Here is a 15,494-nt window from a genome sequence, read left to right on the forward strand (position 1 = left end):
CGGCCGCTGGCCGGCAATCCCGGGATCGCCGGGTGGATGCAGTTGCCGGCCAGCGGCCGGCACTACCCAGGATCACTCAAGCAGGTGCACGCCCAGCGCCGCGTGTATTCGCGCGGCGCGCGCTACCGCCACTGCCTGCGGCTGTCGTGCTGCCAGACCCTGGATGCGCGCTTCATCGGCGCGGTGGAGCGGCTGGGTGCGATCGCGCGGGAGCTGGCGGCTGCAGCACGGTAGTGCCGGCCGCTGGCCGGCAATCCTGGGAGCGCCGGGTGGATGCAGTTGCCGGCCAGCGGCCGGCACTACCCAGGATCAATCGAGCAGATGCGCCGACAGCGCTTCGCCTTTCGCACCCGGCAGATGCGGCAGCCGTCCCCAGCACGGCATCGGCAGGCGCTGCTGCAACGTGGCGATGTTCTCGTCCTGGCGCTGCATCGCCGGGTCGATGTGGTTGCCGATCCAGCCCAGGCACTCCACGCCGCTTGCCTGCAGCGACTGCGCAGTCAGCCGTGCGTGGTTGACGCAGCCCAGCCGCATGCCCACCACCAGCAGCACCGGCAGCCGCAGTGCACGTACCAGGTCCAGCTGGTCCAGCGTGGCCGAGACCGGCGCCAGCCAGCCGCCAACGCCCTCCACCACCACGACATCGGCCTGCGCGCGCATTCGTGCGAACGCGGCCACGATCGGCGCCAGCTCCACCTGCACGCCATCCTCGGCAGCGGCCAGCTCCGGTGCCAGCGGCTGCCGCAGCGCATACGGGTTCAGGTCGGCATAGTCCGGCACCGGCCAGCTGGCGGCCTGCAGGGCCAGCGCGTCTTCGTTGCGCAGGCCCTGCCCCAGGTCTTCGCTGCCGCTGGCCACCGGCTTCATGCCCACCGCGCGCAGGCCGCGCCGGCGCAGCGCATGCAGCAGCGCGGTGCTGGCCGCGGTCTTGCCGATCTCGGTATCGGTGCCGGTAACGAACAGGGCGGGCGGCAGCGTAGCGGGCAATGGCATCGATGGGCTCCAACGGGACGACAGAGCGTGCATTATCGCCGGCCCGGCGTGCTTGCTAGACTGCGGGCATGTTCGCCAATGCCTCGCTTACCGGCAGCAAGCCGGAACAATACGCCCAGCTGCTGGAACAGGCCCGTGGCCTGGTCTACGCCGAGTCCGACCGCATCGCCAACGCGGCCAACCTCTCCGCACTGGTCTACCACGCCCTGCCCGACCTGAACTGGGTGGGCTTCTACCTGTACGACGGCAAGGAGCTGGTGGTCGGCCCGTTCCAGGGCCTGCCGGCCTGCGTGCGCATCCCGCTGGACAAGGGCGTGTGCGGTGCCGCCGCCAGCCAGCGCGTGACCCAGCGCGTGGACGACGTCGATGCCTTCCCCGGCCATATCGCCTGCGATTCGGCCTCGCGTTCGGAACTGGTGGTGCCGCTGCTGCGCGGCGATGAACTGATCGGCGTATTCGACATCGACAGCCCGAAGGTCGGCCGCTTCGATGCCGATGACCAGGCCGGCCTGGAAGCCATCGCCCGCGTGTTCGTCGAGGCGCTGGGATGAGCGCGCCGAAGCTGCGCAACATCGGCCCCAAAAGTGCAGCCTGGCTGCGCCAGGTCGGCCTGCGCAGCCGCGAGGATCTGGTTGCGATCGGCGCGGTCGGCGCCTTCGTCAAGGTCAAGCGCGCGGGCTTCAAGCCCAGCCTGAACCTGTTGTACTCGCTGGAAGGCGCGCTGCTGGACTGCCACTGGCAGGAACTGAGCGAGCCGCAGCGTGAGGCGCTGGTGCAGGATTACGAAGCACGCATCGCCGCGCACCCTCTGAAGGCGGCCGGCCCCGCTTCGGGTCCGGTGCATGAGCAGCGTTTCGATGCCGACGATGACGCGGAAGACAGCGTGGCCGAGCACGCCGACGAGGATTGAGGCCTCCGCGTTCCTGGCGATGCCGGCCAGCGGCCGGCACTACCACTGTGATGTGGGATCGGTAGCGCCGGGCCATGCCCGGCGGGTGCGCTCAGGGCTGCTGCAGTTCCAGCAGCTCGCCCACCAGCCCGACCTCGCCGCGCTCCAGCCACACCCGCAGACGGGTGCCGTGGTCGATGCGCAATGCCCAGCACAGCGACATCGGCAGGCCACAGACCTGCGACAGCACCATGCGCAGCGGGCCGCCATGACTGACCACCAGCGTCGGCACCGGATCATCATCATCGAGCAGGCGATCCAGCGCGCGCGCGATGCGCCGCTCGAAGTGGCCCCAGCTTTCACCGTTCGGCGGCGGGAATGCATGCGGATCGGCATGGAAGGCCGCCAGTGCGTCCTCCGGCAGGTCGAACAGCGACTGCCCGTCCCAATCGCCGAAATCCAGCTCTTCCCATTCCTCGTCCGCTTCCACGTCCAGCCCACGCGGGGTAGCCAGGGCCATCGCCGTGTGCAGCGAGCGGAGCCGTGGCGAACTGATCACCCGCTCCCACGGCTGCGCGGCGTAGGCATCGACCAGTTCCTGCGGCAGGCGGGCCAGCTGCGGTGGATCGCTGCGGCCATCGAGGAACTCATCGCGACCGTTGCCGGCGTGGCGGACCAGGTCGAGGATCATGCGTGCGTCCTGTACAGGCAACGCGGGAACAGCGGAAAACGGGCGGACATCGGCAACGGCACCACGGGATCGAGGGACCATTCTAAGGGCACAGCAAAGGCAGTCGAGCAGGCTCGACGCTACGGGCCGCCTGTGATGCCGTAGACTGCGCGCACTTCCAGGTGACCTGCGGCCACGGCCGGCAGGTTGAAACGGGAAGCCGGTGACGCGTGATGCCACGCCAGGCCGGCGCTGCCCCCGCAACGGTAAGCACGTCAGTTCCAGGCAACAACGCCACTGTGCCGCAGGCATGGGAAGGCGCCTGGACGGTGGCCTCGCGCCACCCGGCGGCAAGCCCGGAGACCGGCCAGGAAGCCTCAGGTCGCGATGCGGTGGGCATGGCGCTGGATGACCGCAGCCTGCGCTGCGGCGTCGGCGCATGCCTGCCTTCGCGGCTCCTCCCCTTCGCCACGCGGGCGTGCGTGGCACCTGGAGTCCACCATGAAGCTGCAGTCCCGAATGCTGTCCCTGGCCGTGCTGGCCGCCCTGCCCGCGCTGGCCCAGGCCGCCGATGACACCACCGCGCTCGACCAGATCCTGGTCACCGCCACCCGCACCCCGATCGCCCTGCAGGACAGCATCGCGCCGGCGCAGGTGATCGACCGCGCGCAGATCGAATCCAGCCAGGCCACCTCGCTGCAGGAGCTGCTGCGCGGCCGTGCCGGCATCAACCTGACCAATGCCGGCGGCCTCGGCAAGCAGAGCTCGCTGTTCCTGCGCGGCACCAACTCGGGCCACACCGTGGTGCTGGTCGATGGCGTGCGCATCAACAGTGCCGACCTCGGCCTGGCCATGTACCAGGACCTGCCGCTGGCGCAGATCGAACGCGTGGAAATCGTGCGTGGCCCGCAGTCCAGCCTGTACGGCGCCGACGCCATCGGTGGCGTGATCCAGATCTTCACCCGCCGCAACCAGGGCGATTTTGCTCCGCACTTCCAGCTCGGTGGCGGCAGCAACGGCCTGCGCGAAGCCAGCGGCGGCATCGGTGGTGGCACCGAACGCGGCTGGTTCGGCGCCGACATCGCCTACCAGCATTCCGATGGCATCGATGCCTGCCGTGGCTCGGCGACGCTGTTCGCCGGCTGCTTCGCCGATGAACCCGACCGCGACGGCTACCGCAACCTGTCCAAGAGCCTGCGTGGCGGCTACACCTTCAACGACCAGTGGACCGTGGAAGGCAGCGCGCTGCGCGCCGACGGCAAGAACCACTACGACGGCTATTACAACTACTCCGAGACCCGCCAGCAGGTGCTGGCCGGCAAGGTGCGCTACACCCCGTCCGAGCGCCTGGCGTTCACCGCCAACGTCGGCCGCAGCGACAACGAGTCGGACAACTTCGGCGACTTCGGCGCACGCGGCAGCGCACAGACCCACCGCGACAGCGCCTCGCTGCAGGGTGACTTCACCTTGGCCGAAGGCCAGCTGCTGAGCACCGGCGTGGACTGGAGCGAAGACAACCTGGATGGCAGCAGCGCGGGCTACCTCGTCGACAGCCGCCGCAACACCGGTGTGTTCGTGCAGTACCAGGGCCGCTTCGGCCGCCACCAGCTGCAGGCCAGCGCACGCAACGACGACAACCAGCAGTTCGGCAACCACGCCACCGGCAGTCTCGGCTGGGCGATGCAGCTGGACCACGGCCTGCGCCTCAACGCCAGCTACGGCACCGCGTTCAAGGCGCCGACCTTCAGCGACCTGTACGACCCGTGGAGCGGCGTGCCGACGTTGAAGCCGGAGAAGTCCAAGAGCGCCAACCTCGGTGTTTCGCAGCAGGGCCAGGGCTGGCATTGGGGCCTGGACGTCTATGAGACCCGCATCGATGACCTGATCACCTACGACGCGGCAACCTTCAAGATGCAGCAGGTGGAGAAGGCACGCATCCGCGGTGCCGAGCTGACCGGTGGCGTGCTGCTGGCCGGCTTCGACATCAACGCGCAGCTGAGCTACACCGACCCGCGCAACCGCACCCACGGCAGCACCCAGTTCGACAACTGGCTGCCGCGCCGTGCACAGCAGACCGCACGCCTGGACGTCGACCGCCGCTTCGGCGATTTCCGCGCCGGCCTGACCGTGCAGGGTGCGGGCAAGCGCTATGACGATGCGGCCAACGCAGTGAAGGTCGGCGGCTACGGCACGCTGGACCTGCGCGCCGAGTACGCGCTGACGCCGGAGTGGTCGCTGCTGGCACGTGCTGCCAACGTGTTCGATCGCCACTACGAGACGGTGGCGTGGTTCAACCAGCCCGGCCGCGAGTACCAGCTGAGCGTGCGTTACCAGCCGAAGTGAAGGAACGCGCCGGGCATCGCCCGGCGCCGCCGGATGCCATCGACGCATGGCGTCGATCTACTGTAGAGCCGAGCGTGGGTTCGGCTCTACACCCGAACGCCCGCGGCCAACCCCGGCAACTCACGCAGGTCGTCAATCACTGCCACGGCGTGCGCGGTGGCCAGGTCCAGGCCACGCGGGTAGCCGTAACGCACCAGTGCGATCGGCATGCCCGCATCTTCGGCGGCGCGGTAGTCGGTCAGCGAATCACCCACCATCAGGCAGGCATCGGCCGGCAGCCCGAAGTGCGCAGCGATATGCCGCAGCGGCTCACCGCTGGGCTTGCGCTGCGGCAGCGAATCACCACCCAGCACCAGCGCGAACGCATCACCGATGCCCAGGTGCTGCAGCAGCGGCGGCACCAGCGCTTCGGGCTTGTTGGTGCAGATCGCCAGCGGCACATGGCGTGCACGCAGCTGCGTCAGCGCGTCGGCCACGCCATCGAACAAGCGCGGGCTGCGCAGCAGGCACTCACGGTAGTGCACCATGAACACCGGCATCACTTCGGCCAGGTCGACCTCGCGATCGGCGGCATGCACGGCCTGCTCGACCAGGCGGCGCACGCCATCGCCGATCCAGCCCAGCACCGTGGCTTCCGGCACGCGTGCTACACCGATGTCCTCCAGCGTGCGGTTCAGCGCTTCAGCGATATCAGCCGCGCTGTCGACCAGCGTGCCATCGAGGTCGAACACGACCAGCGGATAGGGATACGACAAGGGACGGCACCTAGGGAACGTGGGGCCGTCCATTGTACGCCGCCGCTTTTTCCGCAGATCCTCCTGCCGCTGAGCCTCAGCCGATCCTGCGTGCGCGGGTGGCGAGGAAGGTGGGCAGATAGCGGTCGATCAGGAAGCGCGGCTGCGGCTGCCAGTCTTCCATGAAGCGGTCGATGACGAAGCCGGCATCCAGCTGCCCACCGATCAGTTCGGTCAGGCTGTGGCCGAAGGTCAGCGCATCGCCGCGGGCCAGCTTTGCCTCGCGCTCGGCCGGCGCGAGGTCTTCCAGGTCCGAATAGGGAATGGCGTACTGCGGCCGGATCAGACCCTGTGCATCCAGCTGCGGATCACGCGCACCGACGAACAGCACCGGGTTGTAGAAGCTCGCCATCAGCATCCCGTCGCGTGCCAGCACACGGCGGCATTCGGTCCACACCGGGCGCACATCAGGCACATACAGGTTCGAGATCGGGTGGAACACCACATCGAAACTGTCGTTGGCGAATACGTGCAGATCGCGCATGTCGCCCTGCACCGTGCGCAGCTGCAGGCCATCGCGCGCAGCGACCTGGCGGTCCTGCTCCAGCTGCCCGTCGGACAGGTCGAACACGGTGACGTCGGCGCCGGCCGCCGCAAGCACTGGTGCCTGCTGGCCACCGCCCGAGGCCAGGCACAGGATGCGGCGGCCGCGCACGTCGCCCAGCCAATCCAGTGGCAGCGCACGTGGGGTCAGATGCACCTGCCAGCGGCCTTCGCGCGCGGCGGCAATGGTTGAACTTTCCACCGGGCGCGACCATTCGCGCACTTCGCTGGCCTGGCGGTCCCAGGCAGCACGGTTGTGGTCGATCAAGGCCTGTCCATGGTTCATGTGTTCTCCTTGCCCGGTGGGCGCCAATCCAGATCCTGGAAGGCCGGGCTGGCGAAACAGTCGGCCAGGTAGTCCAGGAATCGGCGCATGATAGCGGGCTGCTGGCGCCGTGATGCGTACACGGCATGAATGCCGAGTTCGTCCAGACTGAATCCGGGCAGCAGTTCGATCAGCTCGCCACTGCGCAGCAGCGGCGCCACCTGGTAGGTCGGCAGCATGGCGATGCCGGCACCGGCGCGCACCGCCTCCAGCAGCAGCGAGGCCTCGTTGGCACTGATGTTGCCGCCTACCGCCACCGACAGCGAACGACCGTCGCGGTGCAGCTGCCACAGGCTCTTGCCGACGTAGTGATGGGTCAGGCAGTTGTGCGCGGCCAGGTGCTCGGGAGCGGTCGGCGTGCCGCGTGCCTGCAGGTAGGACGGCGTCGCGCACAGCACCGAGCGGCAGGTGGCCAGCCGCCGTGCGATCAGGCTGGGGTCAATCTGGCGCGCGATACGCACCGCCAGGTCCACCCGCTCCTCCACCAGGTTCACCGTCCGGTCGACCAGCAGCAGTTCGATGCGTGCCGCCGGATGACGCGCAACAAAGCCGGCCACCGCCCGCGCCAGGTGGCTCTGCCCGAACGAGACGCTGGCAGTCACGCGCAGCGTGCCGTGTGGCTCGGGATCATCGCTGGCCAGCTCGCCCTGCAGTTCTTCGCCGATTGCCAGCATCTGCCGGAAGCGCGCCAATGCCGCTTCGCCCGGACCGGTCAGGCTGACCCGGCGCGTGGTCCGGTGCAGCAGCCGTGCACCCAGCCAGCCCTCGACCTCGGCCAGGTAACGGCTGACCATCGCCCGCGACATGTCCAGCACCTCGGCGGCGGCGGTGAGGCTGCCGCGCTCGGCGACCTCGACGAACACGGTCATGGCGGTCAATCGGTCCATATGCTCGATCCATGCAACAAACAAGCGCGTTATACGCTGTTTTTCGAGCGACTGCAGCGGCCTAGAGTGGCCCCATTCCCACCCCAAACCGCCCCACGGAGTCCTGCCATGAAGATCGCCCTCGTTGGTTCCACCGGCAACATCGGCCGCCAGATCGCCCGCCACGCGCTGGCCCGCGGCCACGAACTCACCGTCATCGTGCGCAGCGCACAGGACCTTCCGGCTGAACTGGCCGGTGCCCATCCGGTGATCGCCTCGCTGGATGACCCGGACGCGCTGGTCGCCGCCATCGCCGGCCACGACGTGCTGGCCAGCGCCTACGGCCCGCGCCCGGGCGATGACATCGGCCGCGTCGGCGAGGTCGCCGCACAGCTGGCCGCCGCCGCACGCAAGGCCGGTGTGCCGCGCCTGGTCGTGGTCGGTGGCGCCGGCAGCCTGGAAGTCGCGCCCGGCGTGCAGCTGGTCGATACCCCCACCTTCCCGGAGGCCTACAAGCCGTACGCACTGGCCCACCGTGAGGCGTTCAACCGCCTGCAGGCGGTGGATGACCTGGACTGGACCTTCTTCTCGCCGGCCGCCGAGATCGGCCCGGGCGAAGAGCGCGGCCAGTACCGCGTGCAGCCCAAGGCGTTCCTGGCCGATGCCAGCGGCCACAGCCGCATCAGCTACGCCGACTACGGCGCGGCGTTCGTCGCCGAGCTGGAAGCGCACGCGTATCCGAAGCAGATCATCACCGCGGCGTATTGATCCACGTGCGTCCCTTGTAGCGCCGAGCCCACGCCCGGCGCTACGCGAACCTGCAGCCGGGCATTGGCTCGGCTCTACACAAGGAATTCCGATGCGTACCGCTGCCCTGCTGCTTCCCCTCGCCCTGGCCGCCACCTTCACCAGTGCGCCGCTGATGGCCGCGCCGGCCACCGCAGCGCCGGCCACGGCGACGAAATCCCAGCTGCACCTGCAGACCTTCCATCCCGGCCCGCAGGCGATGTTCTCGGTGTCCTCGGTGCTGATCGAAGGCCGCCACGACGCGATCCTGGTCAATGCGCAGTTTGGTGCCAGCGACGCGCGCAAGCTGGTCGAGCTGATCCGCGCCAGCGGCAAGCAGCTGACCACGATCTACATCAGCCACGGCGATCCGGATTACTACTTCGGCCTGGCCACGCTGCAGGACGCGTTCCCGCAGGCACGCATCGTCGCCACCGCGCAGACCGTCGCCCACATCCAGCAGACCCAGGCCGGCAAGCTGGCCTACTGGGGACCGAAGATGGGTGCCGACGTGCCGACACGCATCGTGGTGCCGCAGGTACTGGACGGCGACGCCCTGCAGCTGGAAGGCCAACGCCTGCCGCTGATCGGCCTGGATGGGCCGACGCCGGACCGCACGGTGCTGTGGGTACCGTCACTGCGCGCGATCGTCGGTGGCATTCCGGTGGTGGCGGGCGAGCACGTGTGGATGGCCGACACGCAGACGCCGAAGTCACATGCCGACTGGCTGCAGACCCTGCAGCGGCTGCAGGCGCTGAAGCCGAAGGTGGTGGTGCCGGGGCATTACGCGCCGGGTGCGGCGCTGGATGCCAGTGCGTTGCGCTTCACCGCGGACTACATCCGCGCGTTCGATGTCGAGACGGCAAAGGCCAAGGACAGTGCGGCGCTGGTGAAGGCGATGCAGGCGCGCTACCCGAAGCTGGACGGCGTGGCATCGCTGGAGCTGAGTGCGAAGGTGGCCAAGGGCGAGATGCAGTGGCCCTGAGGTAGGGGGTTTTCTTTTGCAGGGCTGTGCCCTGCACCTGCGGTAGTGCCGGCCGCTGGCCGGCACCCTCAACATCCAAAGCCAGCCTGAACGTCAACCGCTGTACGATGGATTGCGTAGGTGAGTAAACCGATGGAACGGAGAATTCACGATGAAGATCAAGAGTGTGTTGGTCAAACTCCTGCTGCCCATCACTGTACTGGCCGCGCACCCCGCGTTCTCTCAACAGGTGACGCCCTCCACCGACCCCGTTGTTCAAGCCTTTGCCCAGCATGAGGGATTGTCCACCCAAGAAGCCGACAGGCGGCTCAGACTTCGAATTGCGGCAGGGGAAGAGCTTGGGCGTATTCTGGAAGGAATGCCTGATCGCTTCGCTGGCAAGAGCTTCAGTGAGAATCCGATGATCGTGACGGTCCGTTTAACCGGGACCGAGCCAGTGCCATCCCGAACCGTGAGCACTGTCCATGGCACCATCACCTACCGCTTCACGGTCGGGGCAACCCACTCTCTGACGCAACTGAAGCAGATAGTGACGTCGGGAAAGGTGGCAGAACTTTTCCCGAAGCATCAGGGAATCATGATCGACGGACAGCGCGGTGTGATTGTTGTGGAGCTGCCCAGCACAGATTTCGAAAGAACCCATGTCGATGAGGAGCAGAAAGCGCGACGCATTCTATCCGCCCCCATTGAACTGAAGAAGTCCTAGGGGCGCTCCAAACTACTGTCAGCGCCACAGGTTCGTGCGGGTGGGAGCGCTGTTTGGCGAACGATCAATTGCCTGCAGAATCGCTCGATCCGTGCTCGAACAGCTCCCCCTGCACCACCGGCTCCTTTTCACGGAAGCCGCCAAGGCCGACACCCACCAGGCGGTAGCGGGTCTCGGCCGGCAGGTCGACGCGGGCGCGCAGGGCCAGGGCGATGTCGCGCAGTTCTTCCATCGACTCGGGCGGGCGCTCGGGGGTGAAACTGCGGGTGAGGATGCGGAACTGCGCGGTCTTCAGCTTCAGCACCACGGTGTGGCCGACGCGCTCGGTCTTGCGCGTGGCATTCCAGGTCTTCTCCGCCAGCTGCACGATCGCCTCGCCCAGGTCTTCCAACGGCAGGTCCTCGGCGAAGGTGTCCTCCGAGGAGATCGACTGCACCTGCTGGTCCGGTTCCACCGGGCGCTCGTCGATGCCGCGTGCGCGGTTGTACAGGCTGCGGCCGAAACTGCCGAACGCCTCTTCCAGGTCGATCAGTGCCCACTGCCGCAGGTCGCCGCAGGTGACGATGCCGCGCGCGGCCAGCTTGCCTTCCATCACCTTGCCGACGCCGGGTACCCGGTTCACCGGCAGTGGCAGCAGGAAGGCGTCCACCCGCTGCGGTGGAATCACGAACTGGCCGTCGGGCTTGCGCCAGTCCGAGGCGATCTTGGCCAGGAACTTGTTCGGCGCGATCCCGGCTGAAGCAGTCAGCCGGGTTTCCTCGCGGATCTGGGTGCGGATGGTACGGGCGATGTCGGTGGCCAGTTCGATGCCGCTCTTCGGCTCGGTCACGTCCAGGTAGGCCTCGTCCAGCGACAACGGCTCGACCAGGTCGGTATGGCGCAGGAAGATCTCGCGCACCTGCTGTGACACCGCCTTGTAACGTGCGAAGTCCGGCGGTACGAAGATCGCATCCGGGCACAGCCGCTCGGCACGCACGGCCGGCATCGCCGAGCGCACGCCGAACACGCGCGCCTCGTAGGACGCCGCGCACACCACCGAACGCGCGCCACGCCATGCCACAACCACCGGCTTGCCCCGCAGTGACGGATCGTCGCGCTGCTCCACCGACGCGTAGAACGCGTCCATGTCGACGTGGATGATCTTGCGCAGTCGGGTCATGTCAGGCGGAAAGGGCGGGGGCGGGCCGGGCGGGCCACACGCCGAAGTATGGTCGTTGCACATCAACAGGATGCGCGTATTCCCTTGAAAACACTACGGTTGCGTACGGTTGAAATGTTTGATCGGGGCAGTTTCCACGGGCATCCTCGAGCGCTTGTTTCCCGTTTCCCCGCTTCCAGGATTGTGCTTCATGACCCGTCTCCACGCGTTCAACCGCGAACAGCTGCTGGCCAGCGCACGCGGTGAACTGTTCGGCACCGCTGCCGGCCGTTTGCCCAACGATCCGATGCTGATGTTCGACCGCATCACCGACATCCACGAGGACGGCGGACCGCACGGCAAGGGCATGGTACGCGCCGAGCTGGATATCCGCCCGGATCTGTGGTTCTTCGGCTGCCACTTCATCGGCGACCCGGTGATGCCCGGCTGCCTGGGCCTGGACGCCATGTGGCAGCTGACCGGCTTCTTCCTGACCTGGCTGGGTGCCCCCGGCAAGGGCCGCGCACTGGGCTGCGGCGAGGTAAAGTTCACCGGCCAGGTACTGCCGGACGCCAAGCTCGTGCGCTACGAGATCGACATCAGCCGGGTCATCAACCGCAAGCTGGTGATGGCCCAGTCGGACGCCCGCATGTACGTGGATGACCGCGAAATCTACAGCGCGCGCGACCTGCGCGTCGGCCTGTTCACTGAAACCGGGAGCTTCTGATGCGTCGCGTTGTCATCACCGGCATGGGCATCACGTCCTGCCTCGGCAATGATCTGGATACCGTTTCGACCGCGCTGCGTGAAGGGCGCTCGGGCATCACCCTGCTGGCCGACCATGCCGATGCCGGGCTGCGCAGCCAGGTTGGCGGCCGTGTCGACCTCGACCTGGACGCATTGATCGACCGCAAGCAGAAGCGCTTCATGAGCGATGCGGCAGCCTTCGCCTACCTGTCCATGCGCGATGCCATCGCCGACGCCGGGCTCAGCCCCGAGCAGGTCAGCAACCTGCGTACCGGCCTGATCGCCGGTTCCGGTGGCGGCTCCAGCGAGTGGCAGATTGGTGCGGTCGACCTGCTGCGCGAACGTGGCGTACGCAAGGTCGGCCCGTACATGGTGCCGCGCACGATGTGCTCGACGGTCTCGGCCTGCCTGGCCACGGCCTACCAGATCAAGGGCGTCAGCTACTCGCTGTCGGCCGCCTGCGCCACCTCGGCGCACTGCATCGGCGCCGCCGCGGACATGATCCGCCACGGTGCGCAGGACATCATGTTCGCCGGTGGTGGCGAAGACCTGCACTGGTCGATGAGCGTGATGTTCGACGCGATGGGCGCACTGTCGACCAGCTTCAACGAAACCCCGGCCAGCGCCTCGCGCCCGTACGACAAGGACCGCGACGGCTTCGTCATCGCCGGTGGCGGCGGCATGCTGGTGCTGGAGGATTACGACCACGCCGTCGCGCGCGGTGCGCACATCCATGCCGAGCTGATCGGCTATGGCGTGACCTCCGATGGCGCCGACATGGTCGCCCCGTCCGGTGAAGGCGCGGTGCGCTGCATGAAGATGGCGCTGCAGGGCGTCGATCGCCCGCTGGACTATCTCAACACCCACGGCACCTCGACCCCGCTGGGCGACGTCACCGAGCTCAACGCGATCCGCGAAGTGTTCGGCGACGCGGTGCCGCCGCTGTCCTCGACCAAGGCGCTGTCCGGCCATTCACTGGGTGCGGCCAGCGTGCACGAGGCGATCTACTGCCTGCTGATGATGCGCGATGGCTTCGTCGCCGGTTCGGCCAACATCGGTGAGCTGGACCCGAAGGTGGTGGATTTCCCGATCCTGCGCGAGAGCCGCGAGCAGAAGCTGGACACCGTGATGTCCAACAGCTTCGGCTTCGGTGGCACCAACGCCGCGCTGGTGTTCGGGCGCGTGTGACTGGGCAGGTGTGCCGACCAACGGTCGGCACCCACCTTATTTCGGCAGCAGCGGCAACAGCAGCGCGTGCGCGTCCACCAGCGAGCCGACGATGCGGTGGCCCAGTGCGCGCAGCTCTTCATCCGGATGCACCAGGTCCGGCACCTGGATCACGGTCATGCCTGCGGCCAGCGCTGCACGCGTACCGGCCGGTGAATCCTCCAGCGCCAGGCAGCGCTCGGGCGCCTGGCCCAGCCGCTGCGCGGCCAGCAGGTAGATGTCCGGCGCCGGTTTCGGCCGCGCCACGTCGCCACTGGTGATCACGGCATCGAAGTACGGCAGCAGGCCGGCAGCGGCCAGCTTGCGATTGGCGCGCGGCTGCCGCGTGGTGGTCGCCACCGCACGCGGTACCGCATGCGCCTTCAGCAGCTCCAGCAGCTCCAGGATGCCCGGCCGCAACGGCAGCCCGGTCTGCGTGCGTGCTTCGTACAGTTCATGGCATCGTGCCGCCACCGCGTCGATCACGCTGTCCTCGATGCCCTGCGCGCGCAGCAACGCATGCGTATCGCGGTCGCCGAGGCCGACCATGCGCAGGAACACCGCCTCGTCCAGGCCCAGCCCGAATTCGTCGGCGGCCTCGCTCCAGCAGGCCAGCGAGACCCGCTCGCTGTCGATCATCAGGCCGTCCATGTCGAAGATGACGGCGTCGGGGAGGAACGGCAGCGCAGCGATGGTGGTCATGGAGCGAACAGCGTGTCCAGGTCGGTGGAAGTGAGCTGCCGCCATTGCCCTTCGTCCAGTCCCTGCAGGTCCAGCCCGCCGACGCGGCTGCGGTGCAGGGCCTGCACGTGGTTGCCGGTGGCGGCGAACATGCGGCGTACCTGATGGTAGCGGCCTTCATGCAGTACCAGGCGCGCACGACGCGTATCCAGCACTTCGAGTTCAGCCGGCAGCAGGGGGGTCTTCTCGGACTCCAGCATCAGCGTGCCGCTGGCGAACAGCGCCACTTCGTCGCCGCGCAGGTCGTCGCTCAGTTCCACTTCGTAGACCTTGGGCAGCTTCGACTTCGGCGAGATGATCCGGTGCAGCAGGCCGCCATCGTCGGTCAGCAGCAACAGGCCGCTGGTCTCGCGGTCGAGGCGACCCACGGTGGACAGCACCGGATCACGGTCGCGGAAGCGCGGCGGCAGCAGGTCGTAGATCAGGCGGCCGGTGTCCTTGGTCGAACAGGTGTAGCCGGCGGGCTTGTGCAGCGCGATCGAGAGCCCCACCGGCGGGTCCAGCGGCTCGCCATCGACGCGGATCGCCTCGTGCGGCACCTGGTCATCGGCGTACAGCACTTCGCCGTCGGCGTCGGTGACGCGGCCTTCGCGGAACATCCACTGCACCTGCTTGCGGCTGCCATAGCCCAGGTTGGCGATGAGCTTGACCAGCTTCACTTGCCCTTCCCCTTCACTGCTTCAACCAGCTTGAAACCGTCGCGCTCGGCAACCACGCGCACCGCACCGAAGCTGTCGTTGAGGGTGTGCTCGTACGGCAGGTGGCGGTTGGCCACCACGTACAAGCGCCCGCCCGGGCGCAGCGCCTGCGCGGCCACGGCGATGAAGCGCTGGCCGATGTCCGGGCGGTCGGCACGCGACGGCGTGTGGAACGGCGGGTTGCTGATGATGACGTCGTATCCCGGCTCGATGCCGGCGGTGACGTCCTGCCACAGGAAGCGCAGCGGCAGCGCGCGCGGCGGCGGCGCCAGGTTCAGTTCGGCCAGGGCCAGCGCACGCTGCTCGGCCTCGTACAGGTCCAGCGCGGTGATCTTCGGGCAGCGTTCCAGCAGCTCGCGCGACAGATAGCCGTAGCCGGCGCCAAGGTCGGCGGCGCGCCCGGCCAGGTCGGCCGGCAGGTGCTCGGCCAGCAGCGCCGACGCCGGATCGATGCGGTCCCAGGCGAACACGCCCGGGCGGCTGAGGAAGCGGCCGCCCATGATCGGGCGCACCGCATCCAGCGCCGACCAGCGCTTGGCCAGGTCGGCGTCGTGCTGGCCCTGCAGCGGGGCGGTCCAGTACACGCGGCAGTGGTTCTTGGTCAGGCAGCCACCGAGGCCGGTCAGCTGCTTGAGATCGCCTTCACCGGAGCGCGCGCCTTCGTTGTTGGACTGGCAGGCAACGATACGGCCGCCTTCGGCGACCAGCGCCAGCGCGCGGGCGAACAGCGCACGGGCTTCTTCACGCTGGCGCGGGGGCAGCACCAGCACCAGCGGGTAACGGCCCTTGCCGGCCCCATCGTCCAGCTGGCCGCTGACGGTCCAGCCGGCGGCCTGCTGCAGCGGCTGCGCGAACGGGGCGAAGCTCTGTTCGCAGTGCACCTCGTGGTTGCCGGCGGCTTCGCGCAGCGGCCAGCCATCGCGGGCACGCAGGAAGGCCACCGGGCCCTCCGGCCAGCGCAGGGCGCCTTGGGAGAACGGCAGGAGCAGGGTCTGCAGGGGGGCGTCGTCGCTGGAGGCCATCGGCGCGGGTACTTCAAGCGTGAGGGCCGTCCATTGTACCGG

Annotated in this window: 18 protein-coding genes and 1 riboswitch; of the genes, 9 read left to right on the forward strand and 9 right to left on the reverse strand. The window is 68.1% G+C overall.

Going from position 1 to position 15,494, the window contains the following annotated elements; all coding sequences use genetic code 11:
• The first annotated feature begins 36 nt into the window (after positions 1-36).
• Positions 37-234, forward strand: a complete 198-nt coding sequence (locus tag DFO63_RS18065) for a hypothetical protein (protein WP_119007509.1) — start codon at positions 37-39, stop codon at positions 232-234.
• A gap of 75 nt (positions 235-309) precedes the next feature.
• Here the strand turns inward: DFO63_RS18065 and bioD are convergent, their stop codons facing one another.
• On the reverse strand, positions 310-993 hold the full coding sequence (gene bioD / locus DFO63_RS18070; protein WP_119007510.1) for a dethiobiotin synthase: 684 nt from the start codon (positions 991-993) through the stop codon (positions 310-312).
• Between the two features lie 68 nt (positions 994-1,061).
• On the opposite strand from bioD, the gene DFO63_RS18075 reads away from it, so the two are divergent.
• Positions 1,062-1,544 carry a GAF domain-containing protein gene (locus DFO63_RS18075; protein WP_004140850.1) on the forward strand — a complete coding sequence of 161 codons (483 nt, stop codon included), beginning with the start codon at positions 1,062-1,064 and terminating at the stop codon, positions 1,542-1,544.
• The gene (locus tag DFO63_RS18080; RefSeq protein ID WP_014035860.1) at positions 1,541-1,903 is read left to right on the forward strand and encodes a TfoX/Sxy family protein; all 363 of its coding nucleotides are present in this window, start codon (positions 1,541-1,543) and stop codon (positions 1,901-1,903) included. Before DFO63_RS18075 ends, DFO63_RS18080 begins: the two co-directional genes overlap by 4 nt.
• 91 nt (positions 1,904-1,994) lie before the next feature.
• Here the strand turns inward: DFO63_RS18080 and DFO63_RS18085 are convergent, their stop codons facing one another.
• Positions 1,995-2,573, reverse strand: coding sequence for a histidine phosphatase family protein (locus DFO63_RS18085; protein ID WP_032128728.1), 579 nt, complete (start codon positions 2,571-2,573; stop codon positions 1,995-1,997).
• A 142-nt stretch (positions 2,574-2,715) separates the two neighbouring features.
• Positions 2,716-2,939, forward strand: a riboswitch (cobalamin riboswitch).
• A gap of 114 nt (positions 2,940-3,053) precedes the next feature.
• Here DFO63_RS18085 and btuB point away from each other — a divergent pair.
• The gene (btuB, locus tag DFO63_RS18090; protein WP_119007511.1) at positions 3,054-4,895 is read left to right on the forward strand and encodes a TonB-dependent vitamin B12 receptor; all 1,842 of its coding nucleotides are present in this window, start codon (positions 3,054-3,056) and stop codon (positions 4,893-4,895) included.
• 86 nt (positions 4,896-4,981) lie between these two features.
• Here btuB and gph read toward each other — a convergent pair whose 3' ends face one another.
• The 3 genes from gph to DFO63_RS18105 form a co-directional block, all read right to left on the reverse strand.
• On the reverse strand, positions 4,982-5,650 hold the full coding sequence (gene gph / locus DFO63_RS18095) for a phosphoglycolate phosphatase (protein ID WP_119007512.1): 669 nt from the start codon (positions 5,648-5,650) through the stop codon (positions 4,982-4,984).
• A gap of 76 nt (positions 5,651-5,726) precedes the next feature.
• Entirely contained in the window at positions 5,727-6,518 is a 792-nt protein-coding gene (locus DFO63_RS18100; RefSeq protein WP_101764879.1) for a class I SAM-dependent methyltransferase, read from the reverse strand.
• Positions 6,515-7,444: a LysR family transcriptional regulator gene (locus tag DFO63_RS18105; RefSeq protein WP_119007513.1), complete on the reverse strand. Its 930-nt coding sequence runs from the start codon at positions 7,442-7,444 to the stop codon at positions 6,515-6,517. The genes DFO63_RS18100 and DFO63_RS18105 overlap by 4 nt, the downstream gene beginning before the upstream one ends.
• 108 nt (positions 7,445-7,552) lie before the next feature.
• Between DFO63_RS18105 and DFO63_RS18110 the strand changes: the two genes are divergently transcribed.
• The 3 genes from DFO63_RS18110 to DFO63_RS18120 all read left to right on the forward strand — a co-directional run bounded on the left by DFO63_RS18110 (position 7,553) and on the right by DFO63_RS18120 (position 9,900).
• Positions 7,553-8,191, forward strand: coding sequence for an NAD(P)H-binding protein (locus DFO63_RS18110; protein ID WP_101764878.1), 639 nt, complete (start codon positions 7,553-7,555; stop codon positions 8,189-8,191).
• A gap of 91 nt (positions 8,192-8,282) precedes the next feature.
• Positions 8,283-9,194, forward strand: coding sequence for an MBL fold metallo-hydrolase (locus DFO63_RS18115; RefSeq protein ID WP_119007514.1), 912 nt, complete (start codon positions 8,283-8,285; stop codon positions 9,192-9,194).
• A gap of 151 nt (positions 9,195-9,345) precedes the next feature.
• Complete coding sequence (locus DFO63_RS18120; protein ID WP_101764876.1) at positions 9,346-9,900, forward strand: hypothetical protein; 555 nt, start codon at positions 9,346-9,348, stop codon at positions 9,898-9,900.
• A 64-nt stretch (positions 9,901-9,964) separates the two neighbouring features.
• Here DFO63_RS18120 and dinB read toward each other — a convergent pair whose 3' ends face one another.
• Positions 9,965-11,059 (reverse strand): DNA polymerase IV, encoded by a 1,095-nt coding sequence (dinB, locus tag DFO63_RS18125; protein WP_101764875.1) that lies wholly within the window; start codon positions 11,057-11,059, stop codon positions 9,965-9,967.
• 190 nt (positions 11,060-11,249) lie between these two features.
• Between dinB and fabA the strand changes: the two genes are divergently transcribed.
• Positions 11,250-11,765, forward strand: a complete 516-nt coding sequence (gene fabA, locus DFO63_RS18130; RefSeq protein WP_014035851.1) for a 3-hydroxyacyl-[acyl-carrier-protein] dehydratase FabA — start codon at positions 11,250-11,252, stop codon at positions 11,763-11,765.
• Complete coding sequence (fabB, locus tag DFO63_RS18135) at positions 11,765-12,973, forward strand: beta-ketoacyl-ACP synthase I (RefSeq protein WP_101764874.1); 1,209 nt, start codon at positions 11,765-11,767, stop codon at positions 12,971-12,973. The genes fabA and fabB overlap by 1 nt, the downstream gene beginning before the upstream one ends.
• A gap of 36 nt (positions 12,974-13,009) precedes the next feature.
• On the opposite strand, the gene DFO63_RS18140 is transcribed toward fabB, so the two are convergent.
• The 3 genes from DFO63_RS18140 to DFO63_RS18150 are packed head-to-tail and all read right to left on the reverse strand — an operon-like array spanning position 13,010 to position 15,452.
• A complete protein-coding gene (locus DFO63_RS18140; RefSeq protein WP_101764873.1) occupies positions 13,010-13,693 on the reverse strand; it encodes an HAD family phosphatase in 684 nt (227 codons plus the stop codon).
• Positions 13,690-14,391 (reverse strand): pseudouridine synthase, encoded by a 702-nt coding sequence (locus DFO63_RS18145; protein WP_119007515.1) that lies wholly within the window; start codon positions 14,389-14,391, stop codon positions 13,690-13,692. The genes DFO63_RS18140 and DFO63_RS18145 overlap by 4 nt, the downstream gene beginning before the upstream one ends.
• A complete protein-coding gene (locus tag DFO63_RS18150; protein ID WP_119007516.1) occupies positions 14,388-15,452 on the reverse strand; it encodes a class I SAM-dependent methyltransferase in 1,065 nt (354 codons plus the stop codon). The genes DFO63_RS18145 and DFO63_RS18150 overlap by 4 nt, the downstream gene beginning before the upstream one ends.
• Positions 15,453-15,494: the final 42 nt, after the last annotated feature.

This window comes from Stenotrophomonas sp. AG209 (assembly GCF_003550055.1).
Taxonomy (GTDB): domain Bacteria; phylum Pseudomonadota; class Gammaproteobacteria; order Xanthomonadales; family Xanthomonadaceae; genus Stenotrophomonas.

Coding starts and splice junctions, on each gene's coding strand:
- fabA (WP_014035851.1), top strand. CDS start 11,250: ATGACCCGTCTCCACGCGTTCAACCGCGAACAGCTGCTGGCCAGCGCA.
- DFO63_RS18100 (WP_101764879.1), bottom strand. CDS start 6,518: ATGAACCATGGACAGGCCTTGATCGACCACAACCGTGCTGCCTGGGAC.
- bioD (WP_119007510.1), bottom strand. CDS start 993: ATGCCATTGCCCGCTACGCTGCCGCCCGCCCTGTTCGTTACCGGCACC.
- dinB (WP_101764875.1), bottom strand. CDS start 11,059: ATGACCCGACTGCGCAAGATCATCCACGTCGACATGGACGCGTTCTAC.
- DFO63_RS18115 (WP_119007514.1), top strand. CDS start 8,283: ATGCGTACCGCTGCCCTGCTGCTTCCCCTCGCCCTGGCCGCCACCTTC.
- DFO63_RS18140 (WP_101764873.1), bottom strand. CDS start 13,693: ATGACCACCATCGCTGCGCTGCCGTTCCTCCCCGACGCCGTCATCTTC.
- DFO63_RS18150 (WP_119007516.1), bottom strand. CDS start 15,452: ATGGCCTCCAGCGACGACGCCCCCCTGCAGACCCTGCTCCTGCCGTTC.
- fabB (WP_101764874.1), top strand. CDS start 11,765: ATGCGTCGCGTTGTCATCACCGGCATGGGCATCACGTCCTGCCTCGGC.
- DFO63_RS18120 (WP_101764876.1), top strand. CDS start 9,346: ATGAAGATCAAGAGTGTGTTGGTCAAACTCCTGCTGCCCATCACTGTA.
- DFO63_RS18085 (WP_032128728.1), bottom strand. CDS start 2,573: ATGATCCTCGACCTGGTCCGCCACGCCGGCAACGGTCGCGATGAGTTC.
- DFO63_RS18110 (WP_101764878.1), top strand. CDS start 7,553: ATGAAGATCGCCCTCGTTGGTTCCACCGGCAACATCGGCCGCCAGATC.
- DFO63_RS18065 (WP_119007509.1), top strand. CDS start 37: ATGCAGTTGCCGGCCAGCGGCCGGCACTACCCAGGATCACTCAAGCAG.
- DFO63_RS18080 (WP_014035860.1), top strand. CDS start 1,541: ATGAGCGCGCCGAAGCTGCGCAACATCGGCCCCAAAAGTGCAGCCTGG.
- btuB (WP_119007511.1), top strand. CDS start 3,054: ATGAAGCTGCAGTCCCGAATGCTGTCCCTGGCCGTGCTGGCCGCCCTG.
- DFO63_RS18075 (WP_004140850.1), top strand. CDS start 1,062: ATGTTCGCCAATGCCTCGCTTACCGGCAGCAAGCCGGAACAATACGCC.
- DFO63_RS18105 (WP_119007513.1), bottom strand. CDS start 7,444: ATGGACCGATTGACCGCCATGACCGTGTTCGTCGAGGTCGCCGAGCGC.